The following is a 17,174-nucleotide window of genomic DNA, read 5'->3' as shown; positions in this document are numbered from 1 at the left end:
CCCTGGCGACCGTCTGGCCGTGATCCTCTAGAAGAGGATCTTGCGCAGATTGATGCGGAAGACGCGCCCCTGCGGGTCCAAGTAGTCGCGCTGATAGTTGACCGGCCTCTGACCGTCGCTGCTGGTCACCGAGACGCGGTCATCGAAGATGTTCTGAACGCCGAAGCCGATCCGCGCGCCTTTCAGGAACGGGAAGCGCTCGACCCATGACGTGCGTTGGGTCAGGTCGGCGAAGGCGAACAGATTGACCGTGGTCCGGCCCGAGAAGTCCAGATCGGGCGAACCCAGCGCGTCGCCGTTGACCGTCGTGCCCGAGCGCCAGTTGGCGTTGACGAAGGCGCCCACGCCGTTTCTGGAGAGCCCGGTCTGCAGTTGGACCTCATGGCGCGACTGACCGCCCGAGCCGGAGATGGAATCGCCGTCCAGCAGGTCCAGCGGCGCCAGACCGTCGCGAATGGTGACCTCGTCTTGGACACGCCAGGTGTGGGTCAGCGACAGGTTGAAGATGCCTTGGCCAGGCTGCATTCCCGATCCCCGCCCGCCGCGCATCCGCCCGCCTCCGCCGGGGCCGCCGGGGCCGCCCGGTCCGCCCATCATCATCATTCCGCCGCCGCCCGGACCGCCACCAGGACCGCCGCGTCCGCCTGGACCACGACCACCCGCCGCCGCCGGGTTCGGCTTGCCGAACGGGCGCGAGAAGTTGAAACCCCACTGAACGTCCTGCTGCTCGCGCTTGAAGAAGTTCAGCGGACGAGCGTCGATGGACACCAGATTGCCGGGCGCGTTCGGATCGGCGCCGGGTTCAGGATCAGCGCGCATGAACCGCTCCGGCAGGGCTGCCTCAAGGTCGGGCGTAATGGCCGGGAAGCTGGAGATTTCATTGTCCGCTTCGGTGCGGGTGTAGGCCAGGTTCAGGCGGAAATCCTTGTCCGACACCGGCTGCCAGTTCATGCCCAGCTTCAGAATACGCCGATCCTCGGCCTGCAGATTGGGATCGCCGCCGGTGATGCGGTTGATCTCGACGGTCTGGCCGGTCCGGAAGTCGAAGACCGGCGTATTCGGCGTCGATACCGTCGGGTCGTTCAGCTGCTGGACCGTCGGCGCCTTGCCCTCGTCGGAATAGTTGGCGGAGAAGGACAGCCGCTCGACCGGCGACCAGTTCAGCCCGGCCCCGACCGAGGATACGCCGCCGAAGTCGGACAGTTCTTGGTAGGCCAGGTTCAGATTGGCCGACAGGTCGCCGATTTTGGGCAGGACGCCGCGCTCGACGTTGGAGATTGGCAGGTCGAAGTTGGCCTGCACGCTGCCTGAGTTGCGCGACTGCGATCGATCCACAGCGACACTTGAACCCAGGCTTTCGGAGAACCGCAGGCTCTCGGAATCCAGCGATTGATAACCGGCCCCGACCTTGAAGGTCGAGGTGATGTCGCCGGCCGGCAGTTCATAGGGACGCCCGTTCAACACCAGTTCCGCCGTCGCCGTCTGGGCCACCGAGTTGGCGGTGTCGCGCGGATTGACGATGGCCCTGTCGGTCAGGTCGCCGAACGGATTGACGGTCAGATCGCCCGCGATCAGGGCCCGCAACGCCGTCGCGTTCACGCCTCGTCCCGTCGTGGTGTCGGTTTCGACGCGGCTGTATTCGCCCGTCGCCGTCCAGCGCCAGTCGCCGACATAGCCGTCGAACACCGTGCCCAGTTCGGCCGTGCGCGTATCGGTCTTGCGCGTCAGGGCGCCGGGCAGGTCCAGATAGCTGAACAGATTGACGTCCTGACCGGTCGGCGAAAACGGATTGGTCCCCGGCACGGTCAGCTGAACATTGGGCAGGCCCTGATAGCTGAAGCTGTTTGAGTCCTCCACGCTGCCGCTCAGCGTCATGCCGACCTTGTCGTTCAGGTCGTGCTTGTAGGTCCCCGACACCGAAAGCTCGTCCGTCTTGGGCAGCAGGGTGCGATAGGCGTTGGCCAGTTCGCTGTCGCCGCCCGCCGTCGTGCTGCGATCGATGTCGCGCTCCGTCTCGAACAGGGTGTTGGAGGTCGTGCCGTTGATATCGACAGACCAGCGGTCCGAGCCGGCGATGCGCAGGACGTTGTTCTCGCTGGCGGTGGTCGTGCGACCGCCCTGCTCCGGCCGGCTGACGTTGACCGAGGCGGTCAGGGACTTGAAGTCCGCCTTCAGCACGATGTTCACCACCCGCTGATTGGCGCTGTAACCATAGGACAGCGCGGTCTCTTCCGGCAGGACGTCGAACCGATCGATGGCCTCGGGCGGAATGCCGCGGATCTCGCGGAAGCCCGAGATACGCCGCCCGTTGACCAGGAAGACCGGAGACCCGCCCCGCGCGCTGCGGGTCTGGGCCTCCAGCAGGGTGATCAGCTCGCCGATGTTGGTCGCGCCGAACGCCTGGATCTGGGCGGCGTCATAAGAGACGATCGGTTCCTGCCCGCCCAAGGCCACCCCGCGCCGCGCCGCCGTCACCTCCACGTCCGGCAGAACGACCGTCGGCTCCTCCTGCTGAACCTGCGCCTGGGCTTCTACCGGCTGGGCCGCGTTGGTTTGGGCCTGAACAGGCTGGACGACACCGGCGGCGGGGGCCAGCGCAAGCAGGAGAAGCGCGGTCTGGGTCATGGAACGACGATCCGGGAGATGATTTCAGCCCTTGTCAGGACGGGACAAACATGGCCGTAAAACGACACAATTCATGAACAAAGTGAAAGCGTTGCGCACTTTCAACACGACGCAAAAACCTGCGACGGAAAGTCCGCTAGGACGCGTTAAAGCCTGTTGGGTTGCGTTCTGAAGGCAGCCCGCAAGACACGCTTAAACCGGCGCCTTGGCCCAACCTCGGAGTCCAGCGACGAAGACTCCGCGTTGACCGCCTCCGGGCTTTCGGCTATAGGCCCGCCCTCTTGAGATTTCCGCGCCGTGGACGTGTGCTCCGCGGCGTTTTCCGTTCGAAGGTTTGACATGGCCAACAACCCCGGCGCCCGCAAGGCGATCCGCAAGATCGAAGCGCGTACCGAAGTGAACAAGGCGCGCCGTTCGCGCGTCCGCACCTATCTGCGCAAGTTCCAGGAAGCTCTGGCCGGCGGCGACGCCGCCGTCGCCAAGACCGCCTTCATCGAGGCTCAGTCCGAGCTGATGCGCGCCGTCTCCAAGGGCGTCGTTCACAAGAACACCGGCTCGCGCAAGGTCTCGCGCCTGGCCGCCCAGCTGAAGAAGCTGTCGGCCGCCTGAGCCAAAATTAATCCAGCAGCGGACGGAGCAGCTGTCGCTGTTTCGTTGTGGGATTATAAAGCAATATCAACGGCGAAGGCGCGCAAGCTCCTTCGCCGTTTTGCGTTGTGTCGCTAACTGTCAAAATCGAAAACACCGATCGTCGAGCCATGATCCGGCCGAAATTCCAAGCGGTGTCAGGGTTTGACGGAGTCAAACAATTTAACTGCGAATCGACCAACGAATCAGCGTTGACCCACCCGGCTCGCGGCGTAAGTTTTGGCCTCTAACGCACTTCCATCCCAGCACGGATGAAGACGGCGCGAGGCCTATGTTTCGCGTCGGCGGGAGATGTCTGTTCAGAGGTTAGACCCCGTCCGAAAAGCATCGCTTTTCGGCGCAGGAGAAGTCGTCCCTGAACCATCGCCCTGAAGCGCGGAAGGTCGGAATGGTTCTTCTAAGGTGGGCGGGCAAAGATGGTTGGGGGCGCAACGGCGATGGCAGGCGGAACGAAGACGTCGGGACTGACGGATCCGGACCGCATCTGGAGCGAGGCGTCCGTGCGCCTGCGCGCTGAAATCGGCGATGGCCCGTTCTCCTCCTATATCGCCCCGTCGGCCGTCCGCCTGGACAACGCCGGCCACCTGATCCTGGTCACCCCAACCGCCTATGCTCGCGACTGGGTGCGCAAGAATGCCCTGCGTCGCATGAACGAGTTGTGGCTGGGCCTGGACGGCCTGTCGCGCCGCCTCGAGGTGCGCTGCCGCGCCGAAGTGGGTTCGGCCCCGCCGGCCTCAGCCGTGATGCCGGGCAATGTGGTGGACGCCGCCCCGCGCCTGGCCGCCTTCGCCGCCACGCCGCAGATGGCGCCCGCCGCCCCCATCAGCGCTGACGGCGCCCGCGCGGTGCGCGCCGCCGGTCTGCAGGATCGCCTGACGTTCGACAGCTTCGTCGAGGGTCAGGGCAACGCCTTCGCCCTGGCCATCGCCAAACAGGTGGCCAGCTGGGCCGACGGACACTTCAACCCCGTCTTTTTCTGCGGCCCCTATGGCTACGGCAAGACTCACCTGCTGAACGCCATCGCCTGGGAGGCGCAGCGTCTGCGTCCCGAGGCCAAGGTCGTCTATCTGACCGCCGAACGCTTCCTGTCCACCTTCGTCAAGGCGATGCAGGACCGCTCGACCGCCGCCTTCAAGGAAAGCCTGCGCTCGGCCGACATGCTGCTGCTGGACGATGTCCAGTTCGTGGGCGGCAAGACGTCGACCCAGGAAGAACTGCTCTCGACCCTGACCGCCCTGATCGAGGACGGCAAACGCATCGTCTTCTCGGCCGATCGTGCGCCTATGGCCCTGACCGAGGTCGAGCCGCGCCTGCGCAGCCACCTCGCCGCCGGCCTGACCTGCCCGGTCGAGGCAGGCGACCGCGAGTTGAAGATCGCCGTGGCCCAGAACCGTCTGAAGGCCCTGTCGGCCCTGGGCGTCGTCCAGGGCGAGGCCAACCCCGAAGTCCTGGCCCAGCTGGTGGACCGCACCCCCGGCTCGATGCGCGAGCTCGAGGGCGCTGTGAATACCCTGGCCGCCGCTGCGGGCGCGCGCCTGTCGTCGGTGTCGGTCGACGAAGCCTCGATCTTGCTGGGCATGGCCATGCGCGGCGGGCCCGAGCGCCGCATCACCGTGGACGAGATTCAGAAGACGGTCGCCGACCACTTCAACATGAAACAGGCCGACCTGCTCAGCGAGCGCCGCACCCGTTCGGTCGCCCGCCCGCGCCAGATCGCCATGTATCTGTGCAAGCAGCACACGACCCGCTCCTACCCCGACATCGGTCGTCGTTTCGGCGGACGCGACCACACCACGGTTCTGCACGGCGTGCGCAAGATCGAGGAGCTGATGCCGCAGGACGATCAGATCGCCCGCGACGTCGAGGCCCTGACACGCAAGCTGCGGGGCTGAAGCTGTGGAGCAGCGGGTCTGACCCGTTGCTCCCGCCGCGCAATCCGCTAGTGTCCCAGGTCACTTAACCGCAGCCGCCTTGCGAGTCGGCCGCGCCGGGCGAGACGACATGCAGCTGACCATCGAACGATCCGCGCTCCTGAAGGCCCTGGGCCACGTGCAGAGCGTCGTCGAACGTCGAAACACCATTCCGATCCTGTCCAACGTCCTGCTGAGCGCGGGCCGCGACCGGCTGGCCTTCGCCGCCACCGATCTGGACATGGAAATGGTGGACGAGGCCGAGGCCCAGGTTCAGGTCGAGGGTCAGATCACGGCCCCCGCCCACACCCTGTACGAGATCGTGCGCAAGCTGCCGGAAGGCGCCGAGGTCTCGCTGCTTTATTCGGGCGACGATCCGCGCCTGGTCGTCTCGGCCGGCCGGTCGCGCTTCAACCTGCCGGTCCTGCCGGCCGGCGACTTCCCCGTGATGTCCACTGACAGCGCCGGCGCCTCGTATGTCCTGCCCAAGGAGGATCTGGCCCGCCTGATCGACAAGACCCGGTTCGCGGTCTCGACCGAGGAAACGCGCTACTATCTGAACGGCCTGTATCTGCACACGGTCGCCGAGGCTGGCATTCCGCTGTTGCGCGCCGTCGCCACCGACGGCCACCGCCTGGCCCTGGCAGAGACCCCGGCGCCTGAGGGCGCGGCCGGCGGCCCCGGCGTGATCGTGCCGCGCAAGACCGTGGATCAGGTCCGTCGCCTGCTGGACGACGCCGGCGGCCCGGTCGAAGTCACCGTCTCGGCCCAGAAAATCCGCTTCTCCATGGGTGAGGCGTCCTTGACGTCCAAAGTCATCGACGGCGCCTTCCCCGACTATCTGCGCGTCATTCCGCGCGGCAACGACAAACAGGCCGACATCGACAACGCCCTGTTCGCCAAGGCCGTCGACCGCGTCGCCACCATCTCGGCCGAGAAGAGCCGTTCGGTGAAACTGGCGTTCGACAACGACCGCGTGAAGCTGACGGTGCGCAACATGGAAGCCGGCCAGGCCGAGGAAGAGGTCGAGATCGGCTATTCCGACGAACCGTTCGAGATCGGCTTCAACGCCCGCTATCTGCTGGACGTCGCCGGCCAGATCACCGGCGAAAACGCCGCCTTCCGCTTCGCCGACCCGGCCTCCCCGACCTTGGTGCTCGATCCGGGCGATCCGGGCGTTCAGTATGTGCTGATGCCGCTACGGGTGTGAGCCAAAGACAACGCATTATCGCAGCGCGACGCTGGCCTGAACTCTGGCGGATCATGCTCATGGCTGCTTATGCCATACTGGCTTTCGCCCTGTTGCGCTCAAATGATGTCGTCTTTTCATTTTTTGGCTGGGTAGGCTTAGCCGTCGTTGGATGGTTCCTGATCCATACGCTGATCAATCGTGCGTTCCCGCCCGACCTCATACTCTCGACGGAAGGCTTTAAAGTTGCCGGCATTTGGCGACGCCCCCTGATCCCCTGGATCGATGTTGATCGGTTCTGGATTCTAAAAGTCCACGTCAACAGCTACTTGCTGTACGCGCTTAAAAATCAGCCTTGTCGAAATAACATCGGCCTCTGGATTTTTCGTGGTCTACCGTCGGAAGCGGACGGACGGCTTCGTCAAACTTATGAGCTCGACTCGCAACGCCTAGTGAACGTGATGAACGCCTGGAAGGCTGGTCACGGCACATGACGGATTGGGTTCCGGCTTTCGCCGGGATGAGCGGATAGATTTGAGTCTCGCCTCCCTCACCCTCACCGACTTCCGCTCCTATGCGGGCGCGCGGCTGGAGATGACCTCCGGCCCCGTGGTGCTGCATGGGCCGAACGGGGCGGGAAAGACCAATCTTCTGGAGGCGATCAGCCTGCTGACCCCCGGCAAGGGGCTGCGCGGCGCGACTGCCGCCGAGATGGGCCGGCGCGAGCCGGGCGAGGCGGCCGGACGCGCCTGGGCCGTCATGGTCGAACTGGACGACGAGACGCGGCTGGGCACCGGCGTTCAGGCGGCGGGCGCCGCGCGGCGCATCGTGCGGATCGACGGCGAGACGGCCCAGCCGGGGCGGCTGCTCGATTATCTGCGTCCCGTCTGGGCGACGCCGGAACAGGACCGGCTGTTTTCGGACGCGCGCGCCGAGCGGCTGAAGTTCTTCGACCGACTGGTCTTCGCCGCCGATCCCGATCACGCCGCCAGCGTCTCCGCCTACGAAAAGGCTCTTCGCGAGCGGCTGCGCCTGCTGAATGACGCTCAAGACGGGCGTGAAGCCGACCCCGTCTGGCTGGACGCCCTGGAGCTTCGGCTGGGCGAGGCCGGAGCCCGCGCCGCCCTCGCCCGCGTCGCCGCCCTGCACGCGCTTCAGGCCGCCATCGACGCCCGCAGCGATCGGCCCTTCCCCCAGGCCGACCTGGGTCTGGACGGCGCCGCCGAACAGATGGCCGAAGCGGGCGCCGAGGAGGACGAGATCGCCGCCGCCATCCGCGAGGGCCTGGCCAAGGCCCGCGCCCGCGACGGCGCCGCCGGCCGCTCGCTGTTCGGGCCGCACCGCACCGACCTGACCGCGCTTCACCGCGAGAAACAGCGCCCCGCCGCCGAGGGCTCTTCGGGTGAGCAGAAGGCCCTGGTCCTCAACCTGATTTTGGCTCAGATCGCGCGGCTTTCAGATCATGCTGCGCGCCCGATCCTGCTGCTGGACGAAGCCCCCGCCCACCTCGACGAAGCGCGCCGCACGGCCCTGTTTGACGAGATCACGGCGCTGGATCTTCAGGCCTTCATGACCGGGACCGAACGCGACCTGTTCGCCGGTCTGGAAGGCCGCGCCCAGTTCGTCCGCGTGGCCGGCGGCGCGCTGGAAACCGACTAGGCTCTCATCGCGGAATTCCTCGCTTTTTCGCCGAAATTTCCTATATGTTGCGGGCTTCGGCGCGGTGCGATCCCGCCGTCGATTCGAGCGCCGGGTCCGGCGCTCCATCCCCGTCCCGGTCGGGACTTCAGAGCCAATGACTTCATGACCGATCCGATTGCCGACCTGCCCGAATACGGCGCCGATTCCATCAAGGTTCTCAAAGGCCTGGACGCCGTGCGCAAACGCCCCGGCATGTATATCGGCGACACCGACGACGGCTCGGGCCTGCACCACATGGTCTATGAGGTGGTCGATAACGCCATCGACGAGGCCCTGGCCGGCCACGCCGACCTGGTCCAGGTCATCCTGAACAGCGACGGCTCGGTCACCGTGACCGACAACGGCCGCGGCATTCCCACCGGCATCCACGAAGGCGAAGGCGTTTCGGCGGCCGAGGTCATCATGACCCAGCTGCACGCCGGCGGTAAGTTCGACCAAAACTCCTACAAGGTGTCCGGCGGTCTGCACGGCGTGGGCGTGTCCGTGGTCAACGCCCTGTCCGACTGGCTGGAGCTGAAGATCTATCGCGACGGCAAGGCGCACGAGATGCGCTTCGAGCGCGGCGACACGGTCAAGTCGCTGGAAGTCACCGGCGACGCCCCCATTCGCGAGGACACGGGCAAGCCGCTGAGCGGCACAGAGGTCACCTTCTTCCCGTCGGTCACCACCTTCAGCCACATCGACTTCGACCTGAAGACGCTGGAACACCGCCTGCGCGAACTGGCCTTCCTGAACTCGGGCGTGGTCATCAAACTGGCCGACCAGCGCCACGCCGAGCCGGTCGAGATGATCCTGCACTACGAGGGCGGGGTCGAAGCCTTCGTGCGCCACCTCGACAAGTCCAAGACGCCGATCCTGAAGGACGTCATCGTCATTCGCGGCAAGAAGGAAGGGATCGAACTGGATCTCGCCCTGTGGTGGAACGACAGCTACCACGAGACAATGCTGTGCTTCACCAACAACATCCCCCAGCGGGATGGAGGCACCCACCTGTCGGCCTTCCGCGCCAGCCTGACGCGCGTCATGGGCGGCTATATCGAGAGCTCGGGCGCCGGCAAGAAGGAGAAGGTCTCCGTCACCGGCGAGGACGCGCGCGAGGGCCTGACCTGCGTCCTGTCGGTCAAGGTGCCGGATCCCAAGTTCAGCTCCCAGACCAAGGACAAGCTGGTCTCCTCCGAAGTTCGGCCGGCCGTCGAAAGCCTGTGCTCGGAAGGCCTGGCGACCTGGTTCGAGGAACATCCGGTCGAGGCCAAGCAGATCGTGGCCAAGATCATCGAGGCCGCGTCGGCGCGAGAGGCCGCCCGCAAGGCCCGCGACCTGACACGGCGCAAGTCCGCGCTGGAAATTTCGAGCCTGCCGGGCAAGCTGGCCGACTGCCAGGAGCGCGATCCCGCCAAGTCCGAACTGTTCATCGTCGAGGGCGATTCCGCCGGCGGCTCGGCCAAACAGGCGCGCAACCGCGAGAACCAGGCCGTCCTGCCCCTGCGCGGCAAGATCCTGAACGTCGAACGCGCGCGCTTTGACCGGATGCTGTCGTCGGACCTGATCGGCACGCTGATCCTGGCGCTCGGCACCGGCATCGGCCGCGACGACTTCAACGCCGACAAGCTGCGCTATCACAAGATCATCCTGATGGCGGACGCCGACGTCGACGGCGCCCACATCCGCACCCTGCTGCTGACCTTCTTCTATCGTCAGATGCCCGAGCTGATCACGCGCGGCCACGTCTATATCGCCCAGCCGCCTCTCTATAAGGTCTCCAAGGGCAAGCAGTCGCGCTACCTGAAGGATCAGGCCGAGATGGACGCCTATCTGATCGAGGAAGGTTCGTCAGAGGCCGAGCTGGACCTGTCCACGGGCGAGCGTCGCCTGGGTCTGGACCTGCAATCCCTGGTGCGCGAGGCCAAGGCCTTCAGCGCCAGCGTCGATCGCCTCAGCCAACGCGCGCCCGCCTTCGCTATCGAACAGGCGGCGCTCGCCGGTCTGTTCGCCGAGCATTCGGACATGGCGACCGCCTCGACCGCCGCCGCCGTGCGCCTCAACCTCTATGCCGAAGAGGGCGATGGCGAGTGGACGGGCGCGCCGGGCGAACAGGGCGCCGTAGTCTTCACCCGCACCCGTCGCGCGGTGCAGGAGACCATCGTGCTGGAGGAGACCCTGATCCGTTCGCTGGACGCGCGCCGTCTGGCCGAACGCGCACAGGCGTTCGACGACGTCTTCGTCGCCCCCGCCACCTACCACCGCAAGGACAAGTCCACAACCATTCGCGGTCCGCTGGACCTGCTGACCGCCGTTCTGGACGCCGGCAAGAAGGGCCTGTCGATCCAGCGCTACAAGGGCCTGGGCGAAATGAACCCCGAGCAGCTGTGGGAGACGACGCTGGACGTCAACGCCCGCACCTTGCTGCAGGTCTCGGTCGAGCACGAGGAAGACGCCAACGACCTGTTCGCCAAATTGATGGGGGACGTCGTCGAGCCCCGGCGCGAGTTCATCCAGGACAACGCCCTGGACGCCGCCGTCGACGTCTGACGGCGAAGGGGGCGCTGGTCCGGGTCTCAATTGATGAGAATTGAGCCACAATTAGTGAGAACTAGCTCATAACTGATGAGAATCCTCCGCAGGCCACCCACTGCGGACGATCAGGCTCTGATCCTTCAGGCGACGAGCGGTTGCCTTCCGCCACCCAATCGAGAAGCGTGACCGAAGGCCAGCGTATGCTGGCCTTCCTGCGTCAAAGCAGTCCCGAAACGCGGTTGAGGGCCCGTGCCGTCAGAGGCTCACAAGCGCCAACAGCAGACATTGTTTGGCCTTCTGAAAACGGACGGCCGACCAGTCGGTGACGTCAGGTGCCCCATGTGAGGACCGATTCAGGCACGAGTTGCATCGAACAACGCGCAGTGGTTTACAAGATAACCTTAGCCGTCAGCACCCGCCGCCCTCCACCGGTGATTCCGAATGTTCTGCATTTTGCACATCACCGATCTCCACCGGTCCTTGCATGATCCCCTCTCGAATGACGAGCTAATCTCGGCGCTTGTCAGCGACCGAGACAGCTTCCCGTCTGAAGATCCGCCCATTGCGCTGCCGCAGGCGATCGTCGTCAGCGGCGACATTATCCAAGGCGTAGGGCTGTGTGTCTCTGAACCGGCCAAGCAGCTAGCCGAGCAGTACGACACGGCTCACGCCTTTCTCGTAGAACTGACCGACCGCTTTCTCGGCGGAGACCGGTCTAAAGTCGTGATCGTCCCTGGTAATCACGACATCGACTGGAATGTCGCACGAAGCTCGATGATAGAGGTCGCCGAGGCCGACTATCCCAAGGAGTTTCTTCAAAGCCTGCACAAGCTGGGCTCGCCTTATCGCTGGGACTGGAAGACGCGCACGCTGTACAAAATCAACGATAGGACGGCCTACGAGAACCGACTGGCCGCTTTCTGGCGGTTCTTCGACAATTTCTATTCTCCCCTTCCCGCTGACCAGCGGCCCCAGTCCGGGGTGGACGCAAACCTCTACAGCTTGGATGAAGGGCGCATCGGCGTCGCCGCGTTTAACTCTTGCGCCTCAAACGACTGTTTCGCCTTCCAAGGCGATATTCCCAAGAACGCCATCGCGCGAGCCTATCTCGATCTCAAGGAACGCGGTCCCTGGCACCTTCGCGTGGCGGTTTGGCACCATGACATTGAGGGCCCGCCCCACCGCAGCGACTATATGGATCCAGAGATCGTGCGGGGCATGATTGGTCGCGGGTTCCGTCTCGGGCTCTATGGACATCAGCACAAACCTCAGGTCACCCCGCAGCATGTCTTCATCCCCGGCCGCGAGGAGATGGCGGTGGTAAGCGCAGGATCCCTGTGCGCCGGCGCGCGTGAGCTGCCAACGGGCGCTCGTCGCGGATACAGCGTCATCGAGATCGGGGACGACTACGATCAGGCTCGGGTCCATGTGCGGGAGATGGCGTTCGCCAATCTGTTCTCCCGGGCAAACCTGGCCGCCTTCGAGGGCAAAAGCTTCGTCGATTTGAAATGGACGCGGCCTGTGGACGCCGGCGGACGACCCGAGACCCCCGAGCTAGACAAGCTGACGAGCGTCATCCTAGCGGCTGAGGCCAGTCTGAATGCGGGCGAAACGCCCGCAGCGGTGCTCAGTGTGCTGCAACAGGAAGGTGCCGCCGCCTTGCCCTATGGCCGCCGGCTGATCACCATGGCCGGGTTGGCGGCGCTGGCGCCGGACGAGACCCTTGCCGCACTCGGCACCCCCACGAGCATTGAGGAGTTGATGATCATCGCCGACCTCTTCCTAGCTCAGTCCCGACCAGACGATGCGGAGACGCTGCTGCTCAAGCTTGCGTCCGAGGTCGGCCTGACCGGAGGGCCGCTCCAAGAGATGCAGCGGCGCATCGACATGACGCGACGGATGAGCAAATGACCCAGACTCACGATGAAGCGATGCCGTTCAGTGTCGACATCACGCGGATGATCGACCTTCTAGCGACGCAAATCTATCCGTCGCCCTTCGCCCTGTTGCGGGAGAACGTTCAGAACGCCTTTGACGCTATCATGCTGCGACGCCACGCCGGCCAAGAATTCGCGCCGCAGGTCACAGTGGAGATCACGGCAAAACAAATCCGCGTCGTCGACAACGGCATCGGCATGTCGAAGGCCCAGCTGCGCAACAACTTCTGGCGGGCCGGGTCGAGTTCGAAGAACACCGATGAAGCGCGGGCCGCCGGCGTCGTCGGCACCTTCGGCATCGGCGCCGTGGCCAACTTCGGCATCGCTGATAAGCTGGAAGTCATCAGCGAAAGCCTGACCACGGGAGAGCGCACCCATTGCTGGGCCGAGCGAGCGACCCTGTCCGTCACAGACGACTGCATCCGATCTACCACGGAAGAGCCGACCGGCCAGAGTGGCACCACGATCATCGCCCTCATGGCTGACGATCGCCCGATCGACGTCAATCAGGCGGTGGCCTACATCAGCGACTTCGTCCGCTTCGTCGAGATCCCCGTCGTCGTCAACGGAACTGTCCTGAGCCAGACGCCGCTTTCGCGGGCCGTCGCGGAGCTCGCGGTCAGCTGGCGCTGGAGCGGTGAGAAGGTCGCCCTCAGCCACCGACTGTCGGCGGACGTTTCGCTCACCGGCGCCGCCACGGGCGAAGTCCGCGCCGAACTGATAAAGATCGAACTCGATGGACATCCGATCATCGGTCAGATGATCCTACGTCAGGGCGTGGGCGCGCTGCGCACCTTCCGCAACCGGTTCGGCCTAGCGACGGCCTCCATCCCGTCCATCTACCAGTTGGGTGGCGTCGCCGACTTCCTCCTCCTTCAGCCGACCGCGGGGCGCGAAGCGTTAACGACGGAAAGCCTAGAGTTCCTAAACCTGTTCGGCGCTCCCTTAGATCGTTTGATCTCCGAACGCCTGGCCGAACGGCCCGAGGCCAACAACAGCCAAGCCTTCATCAACTGGGTCGCGGCGCATCGGACTTGGGCGTTGGCGGGACAGCTACGCGCGCGCATCGAGCCCGGAGATTCGGCCACGCTCATGAGCCTAGGAGAGCGAAGCCAGACGACCCCATTGCTGGTCTACAGTGGCACGGATCCCGCGACGATGAGCCTGGCTTCGGTCGAGCGTCCGCTCGTTCAACTGGCCCGCAATTCCCAGCGTCGCATGTGCGAACAGGGCTATCTCAACAACTACGGCAAGATTGAAGCCTTAAGCGACGAGCCCAAAGTGCTAAACCGGCTCAAGCCCGCCGAGCTGAGCCTGTCGCAGTCCGCCCTCGCTTTCCGTCTCACCGAAATCTTAAACTCGGACTATTTCCTTACGGCGGATGTCGGCTTCGGCACGATTTCGCACAACCTTCCCATTCTGGTGAAGGCGGACAAGCCCGTCAGCATCACCTTGAACCCGGCTGCCGCGAACGTCGCCGTCATGCTCCAAATCTACGAGAAGGAGTATGGCGCGTTCGGTCATATGGCAAAGGACTTCGTGCGTACGGTCGTTTTTCCCAAGGTCTCCCACCTCGTACCCAGCGCCACGCGCCAAGGGACTGAGGCTTTCCTGAAGACGCTCCAGCGGACTCGCGACGTATTCGAATACGAGCGTTCGGACTTGGAATACTTGACCTCGCTCTGGAGCGATTATCAGGATGGCAAGATCTCAATGCAGCAGGCCTCGGCCAAAGCCAGCACGGTCCGCCGAAGCTATCAGACCCTCGATCCGACCACCATGGGCCGAGTTCGCGACGTGGTCCCCGACGTCGCTGAATCCGTCGATGCTCTCGAGACGCACAGTGCAGTCGTAGAGCCCAATTACGACGCCCTGCCGCCCGTCCTGCGCACCGACATGTCGACCACCCGCAAGCTTCTGGTGGTCGATGACCAGGACCCCCCGCTGAAGGGGTTCCGCTGCTTCCTGGCGATCAGCACCCGAGTGCGAGAAGAGCGTGGCGAATTCTTCCTTCAACCCCATCGCACCTCTGTCGTCTGGGGCGGCCAAAAAGTCCTGTTCATCTTCGAACACCAGTCCGGAGAGGTCGGCCTCTATTACGATGTTCAGATGAGCGAGCCGGTCGCGCCGACTTCCGGCGGCGGATCGTTCGAGACAACCACCATCGTCATGAAGAACCAGATCTTTATCCCGGTGCCCGAGCCCCTCAGGCAGGCCTTCCTGCCGGACAATGGCGAGACCAAGCGTCTCGAAGTCCGATGCGACCTTCTCTACATCGACGGGGGACGGATTGAGACCTGACGCGGCAGGTGCCGGCTGTCGCCATCTGCAATCCGATGGTCTCTGTTTAGAGGATGCGCCTGCGGCCATCTTGCGCCAGAAGCTGACCTTGGCGAACAGCCCCATACTGAACATTCTGACCGGCCCACTTAGGCTGCAAATGCGTCCTCAGCAAAACTGGCCGCACCGGTTCCTGGGCTCAGCAAATCGATAAGCCAGTCAGTTACGCGATCGGACGCTGGTCCGTTCTGGCACTGATAGGCGAGCATATCGAACGTCGCGATTTTTAGGAAATCAGCGAAGCCCTCCCCAATTACCGCACGTCGATAGCGTGCAATTAGACCGACCAATTCGGCACCATTGGTCGGCGGCGCCGCTTCCAAGACAGACCAGTTGGCGAAATGGTCGAGCCATGACCAGAATTCCGCGTCGAGAACCTCAAGCTCATAGCGAGTTCGAATGTCATAGACCTCGTCCCATGTCTTCACGAAGTCCCGATCCCCCAAGAGATCGATCTGCCAAGCCGGTAGGACAAGCATCTTTTTAGTCCGCCCTTCCAAAGGCCGGCTTTGCTGAAGGGACACGGTCGCGACCGCCTGACCGAAGGGATCAAAACAGCGTCGGCGAACTCCACCCAAGCCGCGGATAACATCTTTGCCCAGCTTGTGCGAGCTGTTGCACCGGTGTCCGGCCGGCGCGAGGTTCCGCATGTTGGCAGCGGCGAACGGATAGTGGGCGGATGACAGGTAGTGGTCGAGGCTCTCGCGCGGGATCTGAGGATCTGGCGGCGACATCTTCTCGATGCCGCAGAAGGCGCAGATGCGAGCCGGCATCGCATCATAGATGCGAGTGTACTGCCGATCCCTGACGCCCAGGGGACTCAGCGCCTTGAAGGCGATCTCAAACAGGTCGCTCACGAGTTTCGCGAAGGCCGCCTTGTTGATCGGAGGGTCGGATAGAAGTTCGACGGGCTCAAAGAGAGCCGGGATGCGATTCTGGGACTGCATGCAGGCGAGATAAGCTGCGCGCTCCTCGTCATTCAGATCCTCAGCCGCTTTTTCAGCTAAGGCTTTCAGAGCGGCGTGAATAGTTGGCTTGCGTTCGATTTCTACGCGTTTGTCCGCCGGAAAAGCCTCTAGCCAATCGACCAGGGGCTCAGGCTCACCCGTGAAGACGCGGGTCAACAAGGTCATCAGACCGTCGTGCAGCCAATTCTCATCAGCGGCCTCAGCCGGATAGCAAAACAGCATCGATCAGGAAGTCTGTTTGAGCTGACGAAGGCGGTCGGCGAGGAAGGAGCGCGCCACGGAAGGTCCGAGTTGGGTGAGTGCCACTTCAATTTCGGCGGCGGTCCCATCCGCCATCAGGTCTCCCACAATATCCTGCGCCACTTGGGAGATTGGCGGATTGACCCCGAAACAGGCGTCCAAGATCCGGTCGAAAGACGCTCCGAACGTCTCGATGGTCGGCGGCCCCACGGTGAGCCTTCCGTCTTCCCGGCTGAAGATGAGAACCTGTTCCCGGGGAAGGTCGCAGGGGACGAACGGCGCATGGGTGGTCAAGAGAACCTCCTGCCGACCGCGTTCGGCGTTTGGCAGGCCCAGCAACTGCTTGGTGAATTGCACTCGCCACAGCGGGTTGAAGTGCGACTCCGGCTCATCGAGAATGAACAGGGCGTCCGGGGCCTCGATCATGGAAAAGATGCCGAGGATTTGAGCGAACTGGTGCTCGCCGTCCGACAGGGAGACATAGTCGAGGGACGCAGCCTTGCCGTCTACACGCCGCCGGAAGCCGACCTGCTCGAATCTGAACACCTTGTCCTCGTCTTGGGGCTCCGGCAGTCGCGAAGCGAACCGGCGGCTGTCAATTTCCTTCTCCAGACGCCTCCGAGCAGCTCGAGGAATGGCGAGATCGTTCAGAAGGGCGATCTTATGGAAGGCGCGGTAGAGGGTGGCGGCATTCTTGAAGTGCGCCGAGAACCCTTCCCGCATCGCCTCATTGACGAAGAAGTCGAGGGTCCAAGCATCGGTCTTTTCGTCATGACGCCAGCATGTGGCGAGCGCCTTGAAAGTCTCGATATAGCCCCGGAGTTCGGGGGTCAGTTTGACCCCGTCCGACGGCGCAGCCGCATGCTTCAGCTGAATGACGCACCTGAACGACTCAAGATCCTCGACATTCGCGTGGTTAATGATGGCGCTTCGGGTTTCCTGCGCGGCGAGCAGCAGGTTCGCCACCAGCACCTCGAGATGGGTGCTGTAATCGATGAGGAGGAGACGGTTGTCCGCGACCACCCCCGGCGTCTTCGAGCGACCGCCTTTGAACGTCGCGGCTTGCGCGACGTCTGTCGCATACCCACTCCGGCTGACGTGA

The 17,174-nt window shown here is 64.0% G+C and carries 11 protein-coding genes; 8 read left to right on the top strand and 3 right to left on the bottom strand.

Annotation, left to right across the window (positions count from 1 at the left end):
- Window positions 1–27: 27 nt before the first annotated feature.
- Window positions 28–2,625, bottom strand: coding sequence for a TonB-dependent receptor plug domain-containing protein (locus BVE01S_RS13675; protein WP_066628663.1), 2,598 nt, complete (start codon window positions 2,623–2,625; stop codon window positions 28–30).
- A 339-nt stretch (window positions 2,626–2,964) separates the two neighbouring features.
- Here BVE01S_RS13675 and rpsT point away from each other — a divergent pair, with 339 nt between their 5' ends.
- The 8 genes from rpsT (at window position 2,965) to BVE01S_RS13635 (ending at window position 14,825) form a co-directional block, all read left to right on the top strand.
- A complete protein-coding gene (gene rpsT, locus BVE01S_RS13670; RefSeq protein WP_017505938.1) occupies window positions 2,965–3,234 on the top strand; it encodes a 30S ribosomal protein S20 in 270 nt (89 codons plus the stop codon).
- Window positions 3,235–3,689: 455 nt separating this feature from the next.
- Complete coding sequence (gene dnaA / locus BVE01S_RS13665; RefSeq protein ID WP_370667739.1) at window positions 3,690–5,165, top strand: chromosomal replication initiator protein DnaA; 1,476 nt, start codon at window positions 3,690–3,692, stop codon at window positions 5,163–5,165.
- Window positions 5,166–5,274: 109 nt separating this feature from the next.
- Entirely contained in the window at window positions 5,275–6,393 is a 1,119-nt protein-coding gene (gene dnaN / locus BVE01S_RS13660; protein ID WP_066628658.1) for a DNA polymerase III subunit beta, read from the top strand.
- A 59-nt stretch (window positions 6,394–6,452) separates the two neighbouring features.
- Window positions 6,453–6,866, top strand: coding sequence for a hypothetical protein (locus tag BVE01S_RS13655; protein WP_066628656.1), 414 nt, complete (start codon window positions 6,453–6,455; stop codon window positions 6,864–6,866).
- Between the two features lie 34 nt (window positions 6,867–6,900).
- Window positions 6,901–8,031, top strand: coding sequence for a DNA replication/repair protein RecF (recF, locus tag BVE01S_RS13650; RefSeq protein WP_066628780.1), 1,131 nt, complete (start codon window positions 6,901–6,903; stop codon window positions 8,029–8,031).
- A gap of 144 nt (window positions 8,032–8,175) precedes the next feature.
- Window positions 8,176–10,602 carry a DNA topoisomerase (ATP-hydrolyzing) subunit B gene (gene gyrB / locus BVE01S_RS13645; RefSeq protein WP_066628650.1) on the top strand — a complete coding sequence of 809 codons (2,427 nt, stop codon included), beginning with the start codon at window positions 8,176–8,178 and terminating at the stop codon, window positions 10,600–10,602.
- 426 nt (window positions 10,603–11,028) lie between these two features.
- Complete coding sequence (locus BVE01S_RS13640) at window positions 11,029–12,498, top strand: metallophosphoesterase family protein (RefSeq protein ID WP_066628649.1); 1,470 nt, start codon at window positions 11,029–11,031, stop codon at window positions 12,496–12,498.
- The gene (locus BVE01S_RS13635; protein ID WP_066628648.1) at window positions 12,495–14,825 is read left to right on the top strand and encodes an ATP-binding protein; all 2,331 of its coding nucleotides are present in this window, start codon (window positions 12,495–12,497) and stop codon (window positions 14,823–14,825) included. The genes BVE01S_RS13640 and BVE01S_RS13635 overlap by 4 nt, the downstream gene beginning before the upstream one ends.
- A gap of 128 nt (window positions 14,826–14,953) precedes the next feature.
- Here the strand turns inward: BVE01S_RS13635 and BVE01S_RS13630 are convergent, their stop codons facing one another.
- On the bottom strand, window positions 14,954–15,997 hold the full coding sequence (locus tag BVE01S_RS13630) for a hypothetical protein (protein WP_157076465.1): 1,044 nt from the start codon (window positions 15,995–15,997) through the stop codon (window positions 14,954–14,956).
- A 60-nt stretch (window positions 15,998–16,057) separates the two neighbouring features.
- Window positions 16,058–17,174: AAA family ATPase (locus tag BVE01S_RS13625; RefSeq protein WP_066628642.1), on the bottom strand; the 1,117-nt coding region annotated here is incomplete at its 5' end.

The sequence above is a fragment of the Brevundimonas vesicularis NBRC 12165 genome (genome assembly GCF_001592205.1).
GTDB lineage: Bacteria > Pseudomonadota > Alphaproteobacteria > Caulobacterales > Caulobacteraceae > Brevundimonas > Brevundimonas vesicularis.
This window is presented reverse-complemented; position numbering and strand designations above follow the sequence as displayed.

What these genes read in the sequence shown, in the direction of transcription:
- BVE01S_RS13675 (WP_066628663.1), bottom strand. Translation starts at nt 2,625, where the DNA reads ATGACCCAGACCGCGCTTCTCCTGCTTGCGCTGGCCCCCGCCGCCGGT.
- rpsT (WP_017505938.1), top strand. Translation starts at nt 2,965, where the DNA reads ATGGCCAACAACCCCGGCGCCCGCAAGGCGATCCGCAAGATCGAAGCG.
- dnaA (WP_370667739.1), top strand. Translation starts at nt 3,690, where the DNA reads ATGGTTGGGGGCGCAACGGCGATGGCAGGCGGAACGAAGACGTCGGGA.
- dnaN (WP_066628658.1), top strand. Translation starts at nt 5,275, where the DNA reads ATGCAGCTGACCATCGAACGATCCGCGCTCCTGAAGGCCCTGGGCCAC.
- BVE01S_RS13655 (WP_066628656.1), top strand. Translation starts at nt 6,453, where the DNA reads ATGGCTGCTTATGCCATACTGGCTTTCGCCCTGTTGCGCTCAAATGAT.
- gyrB (WP_066628650.1), top strand. Translation starts at nt 8,176, where the DNA reads ATGACCGATCCGATTGCCGACCTGCCCGAATACGGCGCCGATTCCATC.
- BVE01S_RS13640 (WP_066628649.1), top strand. Translation starts at nt 11,029, where the DNA reads ATGTTCTGCATTTTGCACATCACCGATCTCCACCGGTCCTTGCATGAT.
- BVE01S_RS13635 (WP_066628648.1), top strand. Translation starts at nt 12,495, where the DNA reads ATGACCCAGACTCACGATGAAGCGATGCCGTTCAGTGTCGACATCACG.
- BVE01S_RS13630 (WP_157076465.1), bottom strand. Translation starts at nt 15,997, where the DNA reads ATGACCTTGTTGACCCGCGTCTTCACGGGTGAGCCTGAGCCCCTGGTC.